Source organism: Chryseobacterium sp. 22532, from assembly GCF_052044665.1.
Lineage (GTDB): Bacteria > Bacteroidota > Bacteroidia > Flavobacteriales > Weeksellaceae > Chryseobacterium > Chryseobacterium lathyri.
In genome coordinates this window covers 68,490-88,084 of sequence record NZ_JBQENJ010000001.1, presented here as the reverse complement: position 1 = coordinate 88,084, position 19,595 = coordinate 68,490, and the positions used below count along the sequence as shown (strand labels likewise).

Below are 19,595 nucleotides of genomic sequence, written 5' to 3'. Positions count from 1 at the left end.
TCTAAAGGGTTAAAATTATAAAAAAGATTGTATTAATGAATTATTAACAAACTTTTATTTAAAAAACTTTTAAGCAGCTTTTGCCGGTTTCTTTTTTCTTCTTCCCCACCAGATCATAAATCCGGTTACAGGTAAGGATGCACAAAGGAGGCTGACAATAAATGCAATGATCTTTGTAGGAAGCCCTAGAATTGCTCCTACATGAATGTCATAGTTGGCCGCTACTGCTTTTTCGCCGAAGTTTTTGTCCTTGGGATCGTGGGTGTGGAGCAGTTCGCCGGAGTTTTCATCAAAAATAAGGCTGCTGTTTTTGTGATAAGAATAAGAAAGGTGCTTTACAAACACTTCAAAATTAGGATGCTCATGGTCATCCATATGCTCATGCCCAAGGTCAATAGCAAAGCCGAAAGCATCAGGGTATTTCTGCTGTACAGTATGAATGACTTTGTCCAGTGTTCCTTCAGTCCGTAGTTCTATCGGAGCCTTGGTTTTAATGTAGGAAAAATCCGGATATTTTGTTTCTCCCCCGGAGAATATCACGTATATCATAGCCTGTACAAAGAAAAAAGCATAAAAAAGTCCTGTAATTGCGAAGATGAGAGCAAAGATGGAGGAATAAAAGCCAAGCACATTGTGAAGGTCATAATTCTTTCTTTTCCAGCTTTTGATGTTCTTCCATTTAAAAGAAAAACGTTGCTTTCTTGCTGCTTTATTTTTAGGCCACCAGAGAACAATTCCGGTAATAAGCATGATGATAAATATGATAACAGGGATTCCCACTACATAGGTTCCCCAGTCCTGTTTCAGTAAAAAGCTCCAGTGGATCATTTTTACAATATTGAAGAATCCGTTCTTTTCATCATATGTTCTGAGGACTTTTCCCGTATAAGGATTTACATAAGCCGCTTTATAGATCGGAAATTCATCAAAATAATTCCAGGTATCCGTATTATGCTCATACCAATAAAATATGTACGACATTTTTTTATCGATAGGGACATTTACCCAATGGATAGGATACTTTTCTTTTACCTGTTCGGCAACAGCTTTTTCTATTACTCTGATGGGGAGAACGTGTTTTTGTGCTATATTCTGTTCATTGTGGTAGATAACGTCCTTTCTGGTGAGATTTTCTATTTCGTCTTTGAAAACATAAAGCGCTCCTGTAATGGAAATGATAAAAATCAAAAAGCCAATTCCCAGACCTAGCCACAGGTGCAGTTTGGCTGACCATTTTTTGAAAAAGCCCGGTTTTTTCTTATGATGATGTTTTTTTCTCATATCGCAGTTCAAAGTATCACAAAGATAAATTTATCTTTTTATTTAGTTTAATTAAAATTTATATTCAAGCATCAGAGTGCCTCTTCTCCCCAGTGAATTCACGAATTCGCTGTCACGAGCAGACCACCATGCTATGGCAGGCTGATACATTTTGTTGAACAGGTTTTCAATACCCAACGAAACTCTCCAGTTTGTATTGATTTCGTAGCTTGATTTAAAATTAAAAACAGTGTATTCCGGAACATAACCTTCTCCGTATACAAATAATCCGGTTTTTGCATTTGGCTGAAATCTGTCCTGCTCAAAGGCGTGCAGCATGTCAAAACCAATTGATAGAGTTTGTATAGGTCTTGCCTGAACATAAGCAAGTATCTTAGGCGCAGAAATCCGGCTGTTATTGATTTTTGCAGAATAATCCCCATCGTCTTTAATAGAGGTAATCCCTTCCATCCAGCTGTAGCTTCCTCCGAAATTGATCCATTTTGCAGGGGTAAAGTGAAGGAACCCTTCTACACCGTAAACAATTTCCGGCGACCTCTGTATGGTTAATGCCCGGTCTGCACTCTGTACAAATGAAGCCCCCAGTTTTGAAGTGCTTACATAAGACGTAATTTCGTAGTTGACCCATTTTGAAATCTGTCCTGTAGCACCGAATTCATAATTGTTGACAATGATAGGCTTGGTTTCAAGATTTTGAATGGTTCCCTGGGTGGATGTTCTCAGAATTCTTCCCAGCTCATTGATAGAGTAGGACTGTGAAAAGCTTCCGAACAGGTTAACGAAAGGTTCAATATTGTAACGTACTCCTAAATTAGCCACTAATGCATTATATTTTAGTTTTCCACCGGTAACAAAAATGCTTGTTGTAAAAGTTCCGTCACTTTTAATAGAGGAAAGGGTATTAAAATCTCCTACTTTAACGTTCATGTTTTCGTAGCGAAGACCTCCTTTAATGGTTAATTTTTTTAATAAATCGATTTTAACCAACACAAAAGGGGCCAGGTTGGTCATATTCATATCCGGTGTCCAGTAACGCCCATCTTCAAGCTTCTGAACGGTCTGGTCATTAAGGATATCCATTCCGTACATGACTTCAGCCTGCGAATTTTGAGCGTTCCAAAGCTTTGTATCAAAGTTGAATCTGGCGCCATATTTTTTGGAAATGACATTGGACTGCCCTCCTCCGAAGAAGGTGTCACTGTATCCGTATACTGTCTTGAAATCCTGCATATAAGCATTGAAATTCAATGAAGTAGTTCCCCCAAAAAGATTCTGGTTATCATAATTGATCCTGAAATTGTGGTTTTTTGGTGTTCCCTGAGGTGTCGTTTCGAGGTTTTTTCCTACACCTTCGCCAATGGTTGGTTTAAAGCCGTATTTTCCGGTTACGAGCCCTAAGTTAAGATCAGATCTGGAGGAATATCCAATGTAAGAAGCTTCAATTCTCTGGTCATTATTGATGTTATAACCAACTTTAAGCATTCCGTTATAGTTATCCATTTTTGCTGGGCTGTAGGTTGGAGTAAGGTTTACTCCGTCGGCATCTTTCATATAGCCGGTTCTTTCATAGGCAAGAGAGAAAACATAATCAAATTTATTCACTTTTCCGGATAGCAGCTGGCTGGCTCTTACTCCTAAGGTTCCTCCATAGGTCTGGCCTGTAAAACCAACCTGGGTAAGTCCGGAAATTTTTTTATCAGATTTACTTCTTCTGGTGATATAGTTGATGATTCCGCCGTCTGCACCGTTTCCGTAGATAGAAGAGGCTCCTTTGATCACTTCAATTCTTTCAATAACAGAAGGATCGATACTTCTGATGTCTCTTGCTCCGTTTCTTAAAGGGGTAGATTGTGGAATTCCGTCAATAAGAACAAGAACCTGACGACCTCTTAAAGTCTGGCCTGTGTTGGAGGTCTGCCCGGAGTTGGTCCCTAAGCTGGGAACCGTATACTGAAGAATGCTGGTAATGTCGGAATTGACGGTAAGCTGAGACTGGATCTGCTTTTCTGCAACAATCGTTACTGAGCTTGGTATTTCTTTAATACTTTCTTTTTTTCTGGAAGCAGTCATCACAACTTCATCCACATTGTTGGTCTGCAGGCTGTCCTTAACCTGTGCAAAAACTGTTGCCGACCCTAAGCATGCGGCTGATAAAAGCGCTTTTTTCATTATATTTTCTTTCCTTGTTTCTTTTGTTTTCCCCACCATACTAAAAAGCCGGTAACGGGGAGTGATGTGCAGATGAGACCCGTAATGAACCATAAAATTTTCCCGAACAGCCCAAAATAGGATCCTGTGTGGATATCATAGTTGGCATTGGCATATTTTTCTGCATTGCTCAGTTTCTGATGAGGTTTATCTTTAAGAAGTTTTCCTGAATATTTGTCAAAGACCAATGTATTTCTCTCACTGTAGCGTCCTTCCTGTCCATATATGGTAACCGGTATGTTCTTTAATTCTTTTCCCTTTTTGTTTTTTCCGTTCAGTGGAATTCTGAAACTGGAAGAGGTGGGATAAAGCTTTCTGGTTTCCTGAGCGGTAAGATCAAAAACGGATGTGTTTTTGATCATCAGGGAGTCCGGAGATTTGATTTCCTTTTCTTTTGGCAGATCCAAAGAGCCCGAAAGTGTAAGATTGAAGGTGTTTTTGACGTACGGATAGGCAAAGTAAATTCCTGTAATACTCATCAGCAGGGCCAAGAATGAAGCATAAAAACCTAATACATTATGAAGGTCGTAATTTTTACGTTTCCAGGTCTTCACATTTTCCCAGCTGAACCAGAATCGTCCTTTTCTTGCTTTTTTGTTCTTTGGCCACCATAAAATAATTCCCGTGATCAGCATGAAGATAAACAGGACTGTAGGAATTCCTACTACATATTTTCCCCAATCTGATTTTAATAATAAACTCCAGTGAATGGCTTTTAAAATAGGAAAGAGGTCATATTTTTCATTATAAATTCCAGTAATTTCTCCTGTATACTGATTAACATATACCAGTTTATTGATAAGAACTTCATCAAAATAATTCCAGGCTTTTTTGTTTTTTTCGTAATAAAGAAATTCATAAGATTTGTTTTTATCTAACTGAATTTCAATAGAGCTGACAGGGTATTTTTCATTCATTTCCAAAGAAACCTTTTCTTTAAGAACTTGAATGGAAAGAGGATTTTGGTTGATGGTTTCAGCTTTTACATAAATGGCATCTTTTCTGAGAACGTTTTGAATCTCATCTTTGAAAACATACATTGTACCTGTTAAAGCAACAATGAAAACAATGATACCAACGGACAAACCAAACCACAAATGCAGTTTGGCAGACCATTTCTTTGTAAAAGAAACTTTCTTTTTATGGTAGTGCTTTTTCTTCATAGAAAAAAGTTAACCTCCGCAAAGGCTAACTTTTAATTATTTAAAATTTATATCCGATTGATAATCTCCAGTTACGTGGAGCATTGTAGATCCATGCGTATGAGCCATCATCTGATCTATACCCGCTGTAAAGCTTTCTGTTCAGAACGTTGTTCAGCAATAGATTGACATCGAATTTTTTTGCTACATAAGAAATCCCGAAGTTGGTGTCAAAATAATCTTCAAGGCTTTGATCATACTTTGCCGTTGTTCCAAACCAGGACTGTCTCCCTCCCTGATATTGATAACCTGCTGAAATACCAAATCCTTTTAAATTGCCATGTTCAAATCTGTAGCTTAACCAGGTATTCTGTACATTTTTGGCATTTCCGGGAGACTGCTGACCTATTTTTGCTGCATCACTGTCTTTAATTGTTTTTGCATCTGTATAGGCATAATTAATAACAACATTTAATCCCTTGATAATTTCTCCTTTAATGTCAGCTTCGAAACCTCTTGCTCTTTGTTCACCGGTAGCTACTGAAAGACCACTGCCTGGACGGGCGGGATCAGATGTAAATATATTTTGTCTTCTTATATCATATACAGCAAATGTTGAATTCCATTTCCCGCCAAACCAGTCTTTTTTAATACCGATTTCAAGGTTTTGGCCTCTGAAAGGCGTGGTAAGAGGGACACCTTTAGGGTTTGTTTCTGAATATTGAATAGCCGACTGTGGAACGAAAGTCTTGTCAAAAACTCCATATGCAGAGAAATCATCACTGAAAGAGTAACTTAATCCTACTCTTGGTGTAAATTCACCAGCTGTATCTTTAGGAACTATATTTCCTTCTGAGTAGTAAGGATATCCTGCGAAAGTGGTTCCGCTTGTGTATCTTCCTGCTAATGTAAGACGAAGTTTGTTATTGAACATTTCTATCTGATCCTGTGCATAATATGAGGTATATTTTACGCCTTGGTCATTGTAGAAAGGAGCTGCGGAGTTTAAAGTATAAAAACTATCTGGCGGTAATGTAGAAGGATCTACACCATATTGAGGGTTTTGAATATTAATTGGATAAATTGCAGTCTCAACTCCATTTACAATTTTTGAATACCCTGAAAAATCTGCGTTATATTTTCTGTTCCCATAATCAAATCCAGCAATAATTTTGTGAACGATATTTCCTGTATTCAGAGTTCCTCTTAAATAAGTCTGGAATATGTGGTTTTTTCCGGCAGCCTGCCAGTTGCTTAAAGTCCTGTTAAATATGTTTTTATCAGCAGGGTCAAAAGTTCCCCACCATGAGCCACCATCATAATTCATATCCATATAGGCATACTGTGTACTCCAAACCCAGTCTTTGAATAATTTCTGATCCAGGCTTAAGAATAAACTCTGATCTTTCACTTCTGTTTTTTTGAAGTTCGGATCATTAAAATTGGTATGAACATTCAACGAAGCATAGCCGTCATTAGACATTAAATATGCTCCCGGCTGGTTGAATTTCAGATATTGATAATTATACTGAGCCGTGAATGTTGTTGTTTTTGTAGGTCTGAATGTAATAGACGGAGCGATGATTATTTTGCTTGTTTTATCATTTTCTGACCATGATTTGTTGGAGCTTCCCATTAAGTTTAAACGGTAATCCAAAACACCATCCTTCACAATAACACCGTCAAGATCAGCTTCACCTCTGAAAAGGTTGTAGCTTCCCGTTGTGAATCTTACGCTGTTGGCAAATTTTCCGGTAGGTTTTTTTGTGACTACATTGTAAAACCCGGCAGGGTCACCCATAGATCCCATGAAACCAGCAGGTCCCTTTACGAATTCTATTCTGTCGATGATAGATGCATCAGGATTAATAGGGCCCCATGTTGAAGAAACATTCATTCCGTTCATGTAAGTTGCGATACTTGCTCCCCGCATGAAAACGTTTGAGTAAACATTGTCCCAGTGTTCTACTTTTCTGGCACCACTTACGTTACGGACAATTCCTTCGGACATGTTTAAAGTGATCTGGTCGGCCAGAACCTGCCCACTTATAGACTGTACGTTCTGTGGCAGCTCTATAAGAGGAGTCTGTAGCCTTAATGATCCGGAGACTTCGTTAAGTTTATATTTTTGATAATATCTTCCGTTGACAACAACCTCTTCGATATCATTAGATTTAATAGTGTCTTTTTCCTGAGAAAAAACCAGGATAGAACCTAACAATGAGGCACAGATCAGTACATTTTTCATGAATAAGTCTAATTTTCTGCAAATATATTGTTTTTAATTGTTCTAAATAAATAATAAAATTGATATTTGTCATAAATTATTAGTTGATGAATAGCAAAACCCCGCTTCAGTACTGCTGAAGCGGGGTTTTTATAAGATTTTATTATTGAATTCTTAGGCCGGAATTTCTCCTTTGTATAAGAAAGAAATAATTTCTTTGTTCATCTTGTCTACCATTTCACTGAATAAGTGGAATGATTCCTGTTTGTAAATTACCAGTGGATCTTTCTGTTCGTAAACAGCTCCCTGTGAAGATCTTCTCAGGTCATCCATTTCACGAAGGTGAAGTTTCCAGTTTTCATCAATGATGGATAAAGTGATGTTCTTTTCAAAATCATTGATCAGGCTTTCACATTGAGTTTCGTAAGCTTCTTTAAGATCCGCAACAATAGTCATTGTCTTGTGACCATCTGTGAAAGGAACCTGGATCATTTTGAACATGGAACCCTGGTTTTGATATACGTTCTCAATGATAGGGAATGATTTCTCTTTCAGTAAGTTCAGTTTCATTTTGTAATCTTCCTGAGCTGCTTTGAAAAGAAGATCTGTTAATTCAGGAACCTGCTTGCTCTTGAAGTCATTTTCAGAAACCGGAGATTCCATAGTGAAGAACTTAATGACATCAAATTCGAAATCCTTATAGTTTCCTGTAGCTTTTCCTTTAGCAACAATTGAATTGGAAACATCGAAAATCATGTTCGTAATGTCATATTTCAGGTGATCCCCGAACAGGGCATTCTTTCTTCTTTTATAGATTACGTCACGCTGCTTGTTCATTACGTCATCATATTCAAGAAGTCTTTTTCTGATCCCGAAGTTGTTTTCTTCCACTTTCTTCTGAGCTCTTTCAATAGACTTGCTGATCATAGAATGCTGAATAACTTCACCTTCCTTATGACCCATTCTGTCCATCATTTTTGCGATTCTCTCGGAACCGAATAAACGCATCAGGTTATCTTCAAGAGATACATAGAACTGAGAACTACCAGGGTCTCCCTGACGTCCCGCTCTACCTCTAAGCTGTCTGTCTACACGTCTTGAATCATGTCTTTCCGTACCGATAATGGCTAAACCACCAGCTTCTTTTACTTCTTTGGTAAGCTTGATATCCGTACCACGACCTGCCATGTTCGTTGCAATCGTTACAACTCCCGGCTGTCCTGCTCCGGCAACGATCTCTGCTTCTTTTTTGTGAAGCTTCGCATTCAGTACCTGGTGTGGAATTTTTCTTAATTGAAGCGCTTTAGAAAGCAACTGAGAGATTTCAACAGAAGTAGTACCTACAAGTACAGGTCTTTTTGCTGCTGTTAATTTTTCAATTTCCTCGATTACAGCGTTATATTTTTCACGGTTAGTTTTGAAAACTAGATCCTGTCTGTCATGTCTTAAGATAGGACGGTTGGTAGGAATTACCACAACATCTAATTTGTAGATTTCCCAAAGCTCTCCCGCCTCTGTTTCAGCAGTACCTGTCATCCCCGCAAGCTTATTGTACATACGGAAATAGTTCTGAAGCGTTACCGTTGCAAAGGTCTGTGTAGCTGCTTCAATTTTTACATTTTCTTTAGCTTCAATTGCCTGGTGGAGACCATCTGAATAACGTCTTCCCTCCATGATACGGCCTGTCTGCTCGTCAACAATCTTTACTTCACCGTCAATAACTACATACTCATCATCTTTTTCGAATAATGTATAGGCTTTTAACAGCTGGCTCATCGTGTGTACACGCTCAGATTTTTCAGCGAATTCAGAGAAAAGTTTTTCTTTAGCTTCAAATTCTTCTTCTTTAGATAAATTTTTAGCCTCAACTTCTGCGATTTCTGTCCCGATATCCGGAAGAACGAAGAAATTGTTATCTTCATTTCCCTGAGACATGTATTCAACACCTTTATCCGTAAGATCTACCTGATTGTTCTTTTCTTCTATTACAAAGTAAAGATCTTTATCTACAATCGGCATATCACGGTTGTTGTCCTGCATATATTGAGCCTCAGTTTTTTGAAGCAATGCTCTGTTTCCGCTTTCCGATAAGAATTTGATTAACTGTCTGTTTTTAGGGAGACCTCTGTATGCCTGAAGCAATTTGAATCCTCCTTCTTTTGTGTTTCCTGCAGCGATTAATTTTTTCGCCTCATTAAAGATGGAGGAAACTGTTTTTTTCTGAACTTCAACAATTCTGTCGATAGAAGGTTTAAGAACATCGAATTCCTGTCTGTCTCCCTGAGGAACCGGACCTGAAATAATCAACGGTGTTCTAGCATCATCTACCAATACGGAATCTACCTCATCCACAATGGCAAAGTTCAATTCTCTTTGCACAAGTTCTGTAGGTGAAGTTACCATGTTGTCTCTCAGATAATCGAACCCGAATTCGTTATTCGTTCCGTAGGTAATATCTGAATTGTATGCTTTTCTTCTTCCGTCTGAGTTCGGCTGGTGGTTATCGATACAGTCGATAGACATTCCGTGGAACTGATAAAGAGGGCCCATCCATGCGGAGTCTCTTTTCGCAAGATAGTCGTTTACAGTTACTACGTGAACCCCTCTTTCAGGAAGAGCATTTAAGTAAATAGGCAATGTTCCTACCAAAGTTTTACCTTCACCGGTTGCCATTTCGGCAATTTTACCGCTGTGAAGAATAACCCCTCCGATAAACTGAACATCATAATGGACCATATCCCAAACTACAGGAGTTCCGGCTGCGTCCCATGAGCTTTTCCAGATTGCAGTATCTCCCTGAATCTCTACGAAATCTTTACCCGCAGCAGCCAATTGTCTGTCCCAATCAGTTGCTTTAACACGGATGCCTCCGTTCTGGGCCCATCTTCTTGCTGTTTCTTTTACCAGGGCAAAAGCTTCAGGAAGAACCTGAGCAAGAACTTTCTCTTCAATGTCGTATGATTCTTTCTTCAGAGATTCAATCTTTGAGAAAAGAGCTTCTTTTTCATCTACGTTAGTTGAATTTTTTACCTGCTCTTTTATTTGTTCTATCTGCGCTGTTATTTTGCTGGTTGAAGATTTTATGTTCTCTTTAAATTCAGCAGTTTTTTCTCTCAGCCCATCATCAGTTAACTGTTGAATGGCTGGTTCTACAGCTTTGATTTTTGTTACAACTTTTTTTACTTCTTTTAGGTCCTGCGCTTTTTTGTCTCCCAAAAACCCTTTAAGAACTTTGTTTAAAAAACTCATAAATTTTTTGCTTTATGCTTAAAGCATATTGCTTTAAGCGTTTTACTGACACGCTTATCGTGTGAATGTTTTATATAAAAAAGGGCAAAAAAGCTCTAAGCATGACGCTCAAAGCTTATTGCTTTCATTAATATTCGTCTTCGTTCCAAAGGAAATCCTCGTCGGTAGGATAATCACTCCAAACCTCTTCGATAGATTCATAGATTTCTCCTTCGTCTTCAATTGCCTGAAGGTTTTCAACTACTTCCATTGGTGCACCAGTTCTGATTGCATAGTCAATAAGTTCTGCTTTTGTCATTGGCCAAGGTGCGTCACTTAGGTATGAGGCTAATTCTAATGTCCAGTACATAATTTTCTGATTTTTTTTGCAAAAGTATAAAATTAGCTTATATTATACGCTTTTTTATACTTGATTTTCAATTCTTTTTGATTAATTTTTGTTCATTGCCCGTCATAGGCTGCATTACAGCTGTGCCAGCAACTTATATGATGTCATTTTCTCAAAAACCATTCCACAAATTTTTTTATGCCATTTTGGAAGTCTGTGTCTGGTTTGTAGCCAATTAATGTCTTTGCTTTTGTGATATCTGCACAGGTTTTCTGGACATCTCCCGGCTGCATTGGCAGATTTTTCTTCATGGCAGAAATTCCCAGGGCGGTTTCTATTGTGCCAAGCATTTTTGATAAAGTAATCACCTCACTTTCTCCTAGGTTAATAATTTCGTAAACCCCGGAATGAGTTTCTAAATAGAGAATGGATTTTGTGATTCCGTCGATAATATCATCAATATAAGTGTAGTCTCTTGCTGTATTTCCATCACCATAGAATGGTATTTCCTGTCCTTCTGAGATCAGTTTTGTAAATTTATGGATGGCAAGATCCGGCCTCTGTCTGGGGCCGTATACGGTGAAGAACCTAAGCTGGATCATGTCTATATGATACAGATTATGGTAAACGTGTCCCAAAATTTCGCCGCTTTTTTTGGTTGCAGCATAAGGTGAAATAGGGCGGTCTACATTATCTGCTTCTGAAAACGGAGTTTTTTCATTGTTGCCATAAACGCTTGACGAAGAGGCGCATATGAATTTATTGATGTTGAATTCTTTGCAGAGTTCCCAAAGATTCATCGTTCCACGTACATTTACTTCCTCATATTCCAGAGGCCTTTCAATGGACGGACGTACTCCTGCAAGGGCTGCAAGATGAATGACAAGGTCGATTTTGTGATTTTTAAAAATAGTTTCAAGTCCCTTTTTATCACGGATATCCTGATAATATAACTGATATTTATCCGATTGTGAAAGGCTAACCAGATGTGTAATATCGGTCTCTTTGTCCGAAAACTCAAAATCCGAAATTTTATCAATAGACTCTAATGTATTTTTAATTTTTGTCTGATAATTATAGAAATTATCAAAATTGTCAACGTTTATGACAGAATGTCCATTCCTTAATAATCGTTCTATTAAGTGTGAACCTATAAAGCCGCTTCCGCCAGTTACAAGATAAATCATTTGTGGATTTTTAATAGGCAAATTTATTAATAATACTTGAATGCTGTTTTCATACTTTTGTCAGAAAGAATAATACATGATCAATTTCCGAAAACTATTTGTATTACCCAAGGAAGAAGATGAAGAATTTACATTCCAGGAAATAGAAGAAGGAATTTATTTTCGGGGACATAATTTATGGCTTCTGGTAATTTCTATGGGAATTGCATGTGTAGGCCTGAATATCAACAGTTCAGCAGCTGTTATTGGTGCGATGCTTATTTCACCGTTAATGGGCCCAATTGTAGGAATGGCCTTTGGTCTTTCTACAGGAAACAGGAGGCTTATAAGACTTGGCATTATCAATTGGGTTCTGATGATTGTTGTTGCGATGTGTTCCTCCGCACTGTATTTTTTTGTTTCCCCTTTTCATTCAGAGACTTCTCAATTGGAAAGTTTTAAGACCGCTACGATTTTTGATTGTTTCCTGGCTTTATTGGGCGGTCTGGCCTGGTTCCTCGGAATTGTAAGGAAAGAAGCTGTAAAAGTAATTGCGGGTGTTGCTGTTTCCACGGCATGTATTCCGCCTCTTTGTACAGCTGGTTTTGGAATAGCGAATGGAAATTGGGAGTATTTTTGGGGAGGCTTTTATTTTTATCTTATCAATTGCTTTTTTATAGGAGTAGGAACCTGGATATTAAGTATATTTTTAGGGTATCAAAGATATTACAGAATAAAGGATAGATCTCACAACCGTAAAATTTCTGGTTTCATCAGTTTACTTTCAATCGTTATCTTAATTCCCAGTATTCTACTTACAAAAAAGAAATGGGAAAAGGAAAAGCTAAAGGAGCGTGCAGAAAATTATATTAAAAATATTAAAGAAAACCATTCGGAGCTGGCTATTATCAGCTATGAGGCATTTAAAGAAAATGATCAGGACTTTTTGAAGATAACACTTTTGAATGACAGTGTCACGATTAGTAAAAAAAGACTGGATGCCCACAATGAGCTGGTAAAAGATATTCACTTGATTTGGCAATATTCACCAGGGGTGAGAAGTTCTGAAAATCCGGAAATGCAAAAACTTCAGAGTCAGATAACAGCGCTGAAAGAAGAAATAGACAGGATCAAATCACAGAATAAAATCAAATAAATTTAATTTTAATATATTTACGATAAACAGAACAATTATGCAGTTTCAAGGGCAAATTTTAAAAATGACGAGTTTCGATGCACAGCCAATTCAATATTATCTCAATCTTTCGGGAGACCTTATCCATATGAATGAGCTGTTCGGAAAAGAATTGAGGGTAAAACACACCGGATTTCAATGTGTTAACTGCGGAGAAAATAAACCTGTTTATAGAATGGGGTTCTGTAAAAACTGCTTCTTTGAAAGTCCTTACGCCAGTGATACAATTATACGGCCTGAGCTTTCTACGGCTCACTTGGGGGTTGCTGAACGTGACCTGGAAGTGGAAAAACAAATCCAACTGCAGCCTCATACCGTATATCTTGCTTATACCGGGGATGTAAAAGTTGGTGTAACGAGAAATAACCAGATCCCGACGAGATGGATCGATCAGGGGGCCACTTTTGCCCTTCCGATCGCCAGAACAGAGAACCGTTATGAAGCAGGAATGATAGAAGTTGCTTTAAAAGAGCATCTTCCTGATAAAACAAACTGGAAAAAAATGCTTCAGGATGATTTTGAAGGCGAAATAGACCTTGCCGATTTCCAGCAGAAGATCAGGCAGTATTTTCCTGAGGATTTCGAGAAGTTCTACAGCGAAGGAGAAAACTTATGGAAATTCGATTATCCTTTTGAAAAACCAGCCAAAATAACGTCTTTCACGCTGGATAAGAAACCTGAGTTTACCGGAAAGCTTATCGGTATCAAAGGACAGTACTTAAGTTTTCAAGGGGGAGATTTCATGAATGTGAGGGGACATGAGGGGTATGTAATTGAGCTGGAAATAAAAAATTAATCCTTATATTTAAAATAACGAAAACCAAATCACAAATATGAATAAATGGGTTAAAAAGTTATTGATAGGCCTTGGAATTCTGTTGGTCATTCTTCTGGCTGCAAATTTCGGGTTGAATATCTGGCTTAAAACCCAGCTTCCTGAATATATAAAGAATAATACCGACTATAAGGTTTCCTATAAAAAACTGGATGTAGATCTTGGTTCAGGAAATATTTTTGTAGCAGGAATAACGGTAAACAGCAAAGATCCCCAAAATACCAACGTAATTGGGCTCCAGGGAACAATTGATACCCTAAAGATCAGCCGTTTCGGAATTTATGATGCTGTTTTCAATAAAAGAATCAGCTCATCTGACCTTCTGCTGGCGAAACCCAATTTAAATATCAGCCTTGCCCAACCTGTAGACCATAAAACGGGAAAAAAGCGAAATCCGGTTTTGTTTGAAAATATAAGGATCAATAAAGGGGTCATCAATATTTTTAAGCATACCAAACAGAAATTTCTGTCCGTGAAGGATCTAGATCTTTTTGTAGAAAACCTCCAGATGACCGAAGAGTCTGTAGAAGATAAGCTTCCGGTAGTTTTTGACCGTTATGATATCAAAGGGAGAAATTTTTTCTTTCGTCCGGATAATGTTTATGCCATTACCATCAGCAATATTGCAACGTCAAACGGACAGATGTCGGTCGGAAATTTTCGTCTGATTCCGCTGCTTTCTTTCGAACAGTTTAAAAGATTCTATCCCAAGAAACCAAAACTGTTTGAGTTTTCCATTCCAAAAATGGATTTTAAAGATGTGGTTTTAAAGAAGAACAAAATTTCGCTGGCCAATGCTGATTTTCAAAATCCGGTTCTTAATGTATATAATACCGGAATAAAACCCCAAAAGGCTGAGAGAAAAATGAATTTTGAGATCAATCTGGAAGATGTGAGACTTAACAGCCTCTCTGTATTGGTCAATAAACCTGACGGAAGCAGACTGTTTTTTGCAAAAACACTGAATGTAAAAGTCAACCAGCTGAAGTTTGATAAGGTCACTGCGGCAGAAGTGATTCCTGTTGGATATAAAGATTTCCATTTTTCAGGAAAGGATATACAGTACTCAAATCACCGGAACTTTGCCGTTGAGAGCTTTGCATTAAACCCCAAAAGCGGTGAAATCAGGAATCTGATCCTCTCTCCCGGAACAATGGCGGCAGAGAAGGGTTCTATGGATTTAAAAACCAGCCATATTGCATTCAACATTAATAAGTTTGAATTTATTGACAGAAAACTTAATCTTGATCTTAAAGATGTTCTTGTTGAGAATATAAACGGAACGATTAAGGCTGCTGAAAGCAAAGTGAAAAAGAACCATGGCCAGGGAATAATACAATCTGTAATAGTCCGGAAAATGACTCTTAAAAACTCTGATATTGTTTACGATAAAGGAATGCAGCCATTGGCATTTCATGACCTCAATGCGACTGTCAATGCCATTGAAATAGCTCGAAAACCTAATGGGCAAGGACTTTCTTTCAAAATTAGAGACTATTTCCTCACAACCCGGAACTTCGCTTATAAAACACAATTTTATAATTTAAGCGCCAGTCTTTTAAAATTAAATAAAAATAAAATTCAGATCAATAACTTTGCGATGAAGCCTCTCGTTTCAAGAGCACAGTTTATCAGAATGATACCTGTTGAGCGGGATTTGTACGACCTCAAGGCGACACAGGTAACGGCAGACGGAAGCTGGGACCTGTTTTCGGATAATAAATCCATCAATGCTTCCAATGTGACTGTTCTTGCTGCAAATGCCAATATTTTCAGAAGTAAGATTCCCAAAGATGATCCTAAAATAAAACCTTTGTATTCCAGGTTGCTAAGGTCTATAAAAATTCCAATGACCGTTAATAACCTTGACCTGAAAAATTCAGTTCTGGTCTATGAAGAAGACACTCCGGAAAGTGCAGGGCCCGGAAAACTGACGTTCAGCAGTTTTAATATGAACGTTAAAAACCTTAATTCTGCCAAAACAAAAGAAAGATCTACAAAAGTAGATATCAACATCAACTGCTCGTTTATGAACCTGGCGCCGCTTTCTGTCAATTGGGGCTTTGATGTGGCAGATCATACCGATGCATTTTCAATTTCCGGGAAAACAACCAATCTTCCTGCAGGCGGAATTAATCCGTTTATCAGACCTTACCTTCATGTCACGGCAACTTCTGGAACAATTCAGCAAATGTTATTTAATTTCAAAGGAAATCCTGCAGGAATACACGGAACATTCAACCTGAAACATAAAGATCTCAAAATTGCCGTTCTAAATAAGGATAATCATGAGAAAAAGGGTGTACTGACTGCTGTTGCCAATCTCTTTATAAGATCCGACTCCGAAAAATTTCCTGAAGCCGTTGCAGTGGAAAATGTTGAAAGAGACCCTACAAAATCATTCTTCAATCTTTTCTGGAAAGGAATTGAGCAGGGGCTGAAGAAGACTTTAATAGGTGTGAATATTGATAAAACCGAGAAAACCGTAAAAGATGCCGTTTCTTCTGTAAAAGAAGTAAAACAAACAGTAAAAGAACTGAAACAGGATATTAAAGCAAAAAAAGAAGAGCCTAAGCCACAGAAAAAGGAAAAGAAAGGCTTCCTGAAAGGAGTTTTTAAGAAAAAAGAAAAACCCGTAACTGAATAGTTCCGGGATATATCTTAAGGGATAAAGTTGTTATTTCTGGATTTAATCTTTAAGCCGCTAAAAGTTAAATTCATCACTTTCCAGAATAGGAATGTCTCTTAAAAATTTATCAAATTCTTCTCCCGGATAGTTGCTGTCTGCCCCGTAAGAGTCTATAATCATTCCTCGGTTTCCTTCATTATCCTTTACAACGTACAATACTGCGCTATCATCCGGATTGCTGTCTCCTTCAAAACGGTAAGTTTTTAAAATGGTCAGCTCTGACGGCTGGTATATTTTTTCTGAATTTTCAAATTTCATTTCGCAGGCCTCATTCATTCTGAATTCTCTGTGTATTCCTCTTCCTGCAAGAGTATTCATGACCTGGCTCAAAGTTGTCATCCTGTCGTTATTTTCTGAATTATCCATAATATTATTTTCTTAAACTACTACAATAATTAAACCATTGATTTGTCAAATTTACATAAAAAGACAATTACATCTTTGATTAAAATAATGCTGAATGTTAACAAAATTTATAATTCAAAAAAATAAAATAGGTATACTTTTTGCAATAACTACTTTAATAAATTGGACAAAATATGAAAAAAGAAGTTGGCGTTTTACTGGCAGGGGGAGTTGGTCTTTTGGCAGTATTAGGTTTTATTGGAATAAAAAAGATATTGACTAAAAAAGATAAAAAATATAGTGATACCTATTCGGATTATCACAGACATTTTGATGAAAAAAACCACGATGATGAATATCACGGAGTGGAATTTTATGCACTGAAGTAGTAAAAGAATATATTTAATTATGTTAAATCCGGCTCTGTCAAAGGGGCCGGATTTTTTGTGGATAACTTTAATGTTAAAACTTATATTTTATAAGAAATCCACTTTAATTTTACATCACAATGCAGAACGAAAAATTCATAAAAGGACAAGGAGCGCAGCGAAACGTGATCAACCGTTTCGACAGGTATACCTATGAGCCGGATGATGAAGATTTCGAAACCGTAAAAACTTCTTTTACGGAAGTTTTTCCGAAAACCATTGTGAATCAGGTGAAAAGCGAAGACCTGCCCATGGAATATTCCATGAATCCGTATCAGGGCTGCGAACACGGATGTTCCTATTGCTTTGCAAGACCCACCCATGAATATTGGGGCTATAGTGCCGGAATTGATTTTGAAAGAAAGATCATGGTAAAGAAAAATGCTCCGGAACTGTTAGAGAAATTTTTTCAGAAAAGAGGTTACAGACCAGCACCTATCCTTCTTTCCGGAAACACCGACTGCTATCAGCCTGCAGAAAGGCAGTTTGAAATCACCCGAAAACTACTTCAGGTCTGCCTGGATTACAGACATCCAGTTAATATTCTGACAAAAAACGCGCTTGTTCTGAGAGACCTGGATATTCTAAAACCTATGGCAGAGCAGAACCTGGTTTCTGTGTCACTTAGTATACCTACTATTAATGAAGAGCTTAGGCGGAAAATGGAACCGAGAACAAGCTCGGCTCCGAATAAACTGAAGGCTGTAGAGATTCTTACAGAAAACAAAATTCCCGTGCATGTCATGGTGGCACCCATTATTCCCGGGCTGAACAGTGATGAGCCGTTAAGCATTTTAAAAGCTATTTCCGATGCAGGAGCCTTAAGCTTCGGGTATACGTTGGTAAGGCTCAATGATACGGTAGAGCCTGTTTTTGTCAATTGGATAGAAACCCATTTCCCGGACAGGGCACAAAAGGTTTTAAATCTTATCCGATCTATGCGAGGGGGGAAACTGGGCGACAAAAGATATTTTGAAAGACAGAGAGGAGAGGGGAATATCGCTGAAATGATTCACAATACATTCAAAATCGGGAGAAAGAAATTTTTTGACGGAAACGAATTTCCCAAACTGTCTACAGCGAATTTTACCGGAGCCAAAGATCAGCAATTGAGGCTGTTCGATTGAATTTAAAGAGTTTTAGCTAAAGTCTTTCTTAAATAAAAACCGCTCCAAAAGGAACGGTTTTCTTATTCGTTTTTGATTTCAAAATTACATAGAGTCATCCGGACATTGGAAATCATCGCTGCAAGCTGCACAGATTACAGTTCCGCTGCAATAATACATACAGAATTCCGGTTCCGGAAGCTTAATTGCTCCTGCTCCTGAGATGCTTTTTAACTGGCCTTTGTTTAGTTTTTTTAAATTTTTCATACTGTTTTAATTAAAAATTTGATATTAAAGTAAAGATAATTAAAATATTTTTAACTAAAATAAGGTATGGTAGATTTTAATATTAAAAATTTGTGATATAAAAATAAAAGTCAATAATTAATCTGAAGGGTATCCTACTGGTACCCGGAATACAGATCAATTATTGACTTTTTTATATTACTTTTTGATAAGTCCTAATTCAATAAGTCTTTCATGTAAAAATTCTCCTGCAGTTGTATCTTCATACAGCTTCGGATTGTTTTCATCAATACAGTTTTCAAGAGCATTCAATGACATTTCGCTCACCGGATGCATAAAGAACGGAATAGAATATCTTGATGTTCCCCATAATTCTCTTGGAGGGTTAACCACTCTGTGAATAGTAGATTTCAATTTGTTGTTGGTATGTCTTGACAGCATATCTCCAACATTGATCATTAATTCATCCGGTTCAGCAATCGCATCGATCCATTCTCCGTTGTGGTTTTGAACCTGAAGGCCTTTTCCCTGAGATCCCATCAAAAGAGTGATCAGGTTAATGTCTCCATGAGCAGCAGCTCTTACCGCATCATCCGGTTCCTGGGTAATTGGCGGATAGTGGATGGGTCTTAAAATAGAGTTTCCTTCAGCGATTTTATCGTCAAAATAAAACTCGTCCAGACCAAGATACAAAGCTAAAGCTCTTAATACATACTGGCCTGTTTTTTCGAGCATTTGATAGGCTTCTTTACCTACTTCATTGAATTTTGGAAGCTCATCAACGATCACGTTGTCAGGATACTCGGATTTGTATTTTGAATCATCAGACACATACTGTCCGAAATGCCAAAATTCTTTTAAATCACCTTTTTTGAAACCCTTAGCGGTTTCTTTACCGAATCCTACGTAACCTCTCTGGCCACCGATTCCTGGAATTTCATACTTCTGCTTCGTTTCTACAGGGAGTTCAAAAAAGTTTTTAACTTCTCCGTAGAGTTCATCTACTAGTTTATCATCAAGAAAATGGCCTTTTAAGGCAACAAAACCAATTTCTTCATAAGCTTTTCCGATTTCATTTACAAATTTCTGTTTGCGTTCCGGGTTGTCCGAAAGGAAATCACGCAGGTCTACACTAGGTATTTTATCCATT

The 19,595-nt window shown here is 37.7% G+C and carries 15 protein-coding genes; 5 read left to right on the top strand and 10 right to left on the bottom strand.

From position 1 onward, the window contains the following. Positions 1-69: 69 nt before the first annotated feature. The 7 genes from ACTJIV_RS00405 to ACTJIV_RS00375 form a co-directional block, all read right to left on the bottom strand. Positions 70-1,281: a PepSY-associated TM helix domain-containing protein gene (locus ACTJIV_RS00405; protein WP_440624928.1), complete on the bottom strand. Its 1,212-nt coding sequence runs from the start codon at positions 1,279-1,281 to the stop codon at positions 70-72. Between the two features lie 51 nt (positions 1,282-1,332). Continuing rightward, positions 1,333-3,450, bottom strand: a complete 2,118-nt coding sequence (locus ACTJIV_RS00400) for a TonB-dependent receptor (RefSeq protein WP_111954386.1) — start codon at positions 3,448-3,450, stop codon at positions 1,333-1,335. After that, positions 3,450-4,652, bottom strand: coding sequence for a PepSY-associated TM helix domain-containing protein (locus ACTJIV_RS00395; protein WP_440624926.1), 1,203 nt, complete (start codon positions 4,650-4,652; stop codon positions 3,450-3,452). Before ACTJIV_RS00395 ends, ACTJIV_RS00400 begins: the two co-directional genes overlap by 1 nt. A gap of 40 nt (positions 4,653-4,692) precedes the next feature. Continuing rightward, positions 4,693-6,879, bottom strand: a complete 2,187-nt coding sequence (locus tag ACTJIV_RS00390; protein ID WP_111953763.1) for a TonB-dependent siderophore receptor — start codon at positions 6,877-6,879, stop codon at positions 4,693-4,695. A gap of 153 nt (positions 6,880-7,032) precedes the next feature. Continuing rightward, positions 7,033-10,107: a preprotein translocase subunit SecA gene (secA, locus tag ACTJIV_RS00385; RefSeq protein ID WP_111953761.1), complete on the bottom strand. Its 3,075-nt coding sequence runs from the start codon at positions 10,105-10,107 to the stop codon at positions 7,033-7,035. Positions 10,108-10,234: 127 nt separating this feature from the next. After that, positions 10,235-10,456 carry a DUF2795 domain-containing protein gene (locus ACTJIV_RS00380; RefSeq protein ID WP_002662059.1) on the bottom strand — a complete coding sequence of 74 codons (222 nt, stop codon included), beginning with the start codon at positions 10,454-10,456 and terminating at the stop codon, positions 10,235-10,237. A 143-nt stretch (positions 10,457-10,599) separates the two neighbouring features. Then, a complete protein-coding gene (locus ACTJIV_RS00375; RefSeq protein ID WP_336378059.1) occupies positions 10,600-11,622 on the bottom strand; it encodes a GDP-mannose 4,6-dehydratase in 1,023 nt (340 codons plus the stop codon). Positions 11,623-11,698: 76 nt separating this feature from the next. Here ACTJIV_RS00375 and ACTJIV_RS00370 point away from each other — a divergent pair, with 76 nt between their 5' ends. Genes ACTJIV_RS00370 through ACTJIV_RS00360 form a run of 3 tightly spaced genes read left to right on the top strand, consistent with a single transcriptional unit; the run spans position 11,699 to position 16,278 of the window. Further along, complete coding sequence (locus ACTJIV_RS00370) at positions 11,699-12,757, top strand: DUF389 domain-containing protein (RefSeq protein WP_111953757.1); 1,059 nt, start codon at positions 11,699-11,701, stop codon at positions 12,755-12,757. 37 nt (positions 12,758-12,794) lie between these two features. Further along, positions 12,795-13,592: a DUF2797 domain-containing protein gene (locus ACTJIV_RS00365; protein ID WP_111953755.1), complete on the top strand. Its 798-nt coding sequence runs from the start codon at positions 12,795-12,797 to the stop codon at positions 13,590-13,592. Between the two features lie 37 nt (positions 13,593-13,629). Next, the gene (locus ACTJIV_RS00360; RefSeq protein WP_336378061.1) at positions 13,630-16,278 is read left to right on the top strand and encodes a hypothetical protein; all 2,649 of its coding nucleotides are present in this window, start codon (positions 13,630-13,632) and stop codon (positions 16,276-16,278) included. A 57-nt stretch (positions 16,279-16,335) separates the two neighbouring features. On the opposite strand, the gene ACTJIV_RS00355 is transcribed toward ACTJIV_RS00360, so the two are convergent. After that, positions 16,336-16,686, bottom strand: coding sequence for a hypothetical protein (locus ACTJIV_RS00355; protein ID WP_336378062.1), 351 nt, complete (start codon positions 16,684-16,686; stop codon positions 16,336-16,338). Between the two features lie 173 nt (positions 16,687-16,859). Between ACTJIV_RS00355 and ACTJIV_RS00350 the strand changes: the two genes are divergently transcribed. After that, positions 16,860-17,054 (top strand): hypothetical protein, encoded by a 195-nt coding sequence (locus tag ACTJIV_RS00350; protein WP_111953749.1) that lies wholly within the window; start codon positions 16,860-16,862, stop codon positions 17,052-17,054. Between the two features lie 119 nt (positions 17,055-17,173). Beyond that, a complete protein-coding gene (locus tag ACTJIV_RS00345; protein WP_440624914.1) occupies positions 17,174-18,220 on the top strand; it encodes a PA0069 family radical SAM protein in 1,047 nt (348 codons plus the stop codon). A gap of 84 nt (positions 18,221-18,304) precedes the next feature. Here ACTJIV_RS00345 and ACTJIV_RS00340 read toward each other — a convergent pair whose 3' ends face one another. Then, positions 18,305-18,466 (bottom strand): bacteriocin-like protein, encoded by a 162-nt coding sequence (locus tag ACTJIV_RS00340; protein WP_167409392.1) that lies wholly within the window; start codon positions 18,464-18,466, stop codon positions 18,305-18,307. Positions 18,467-18,643: 177 nt separating this feature from the next. Continuing rightward, entirely contained in the window at positions 18,644-19,594 is a 951-nt protein-coding gene (locus tag ACTJIV_RS00335) for an isopenicillin N synthase family dioxygenase (RefSeq protein ID WP_111953745.1), read from the bottom strand. Position 19,595 lies beyond the last annotated feature (1 nt).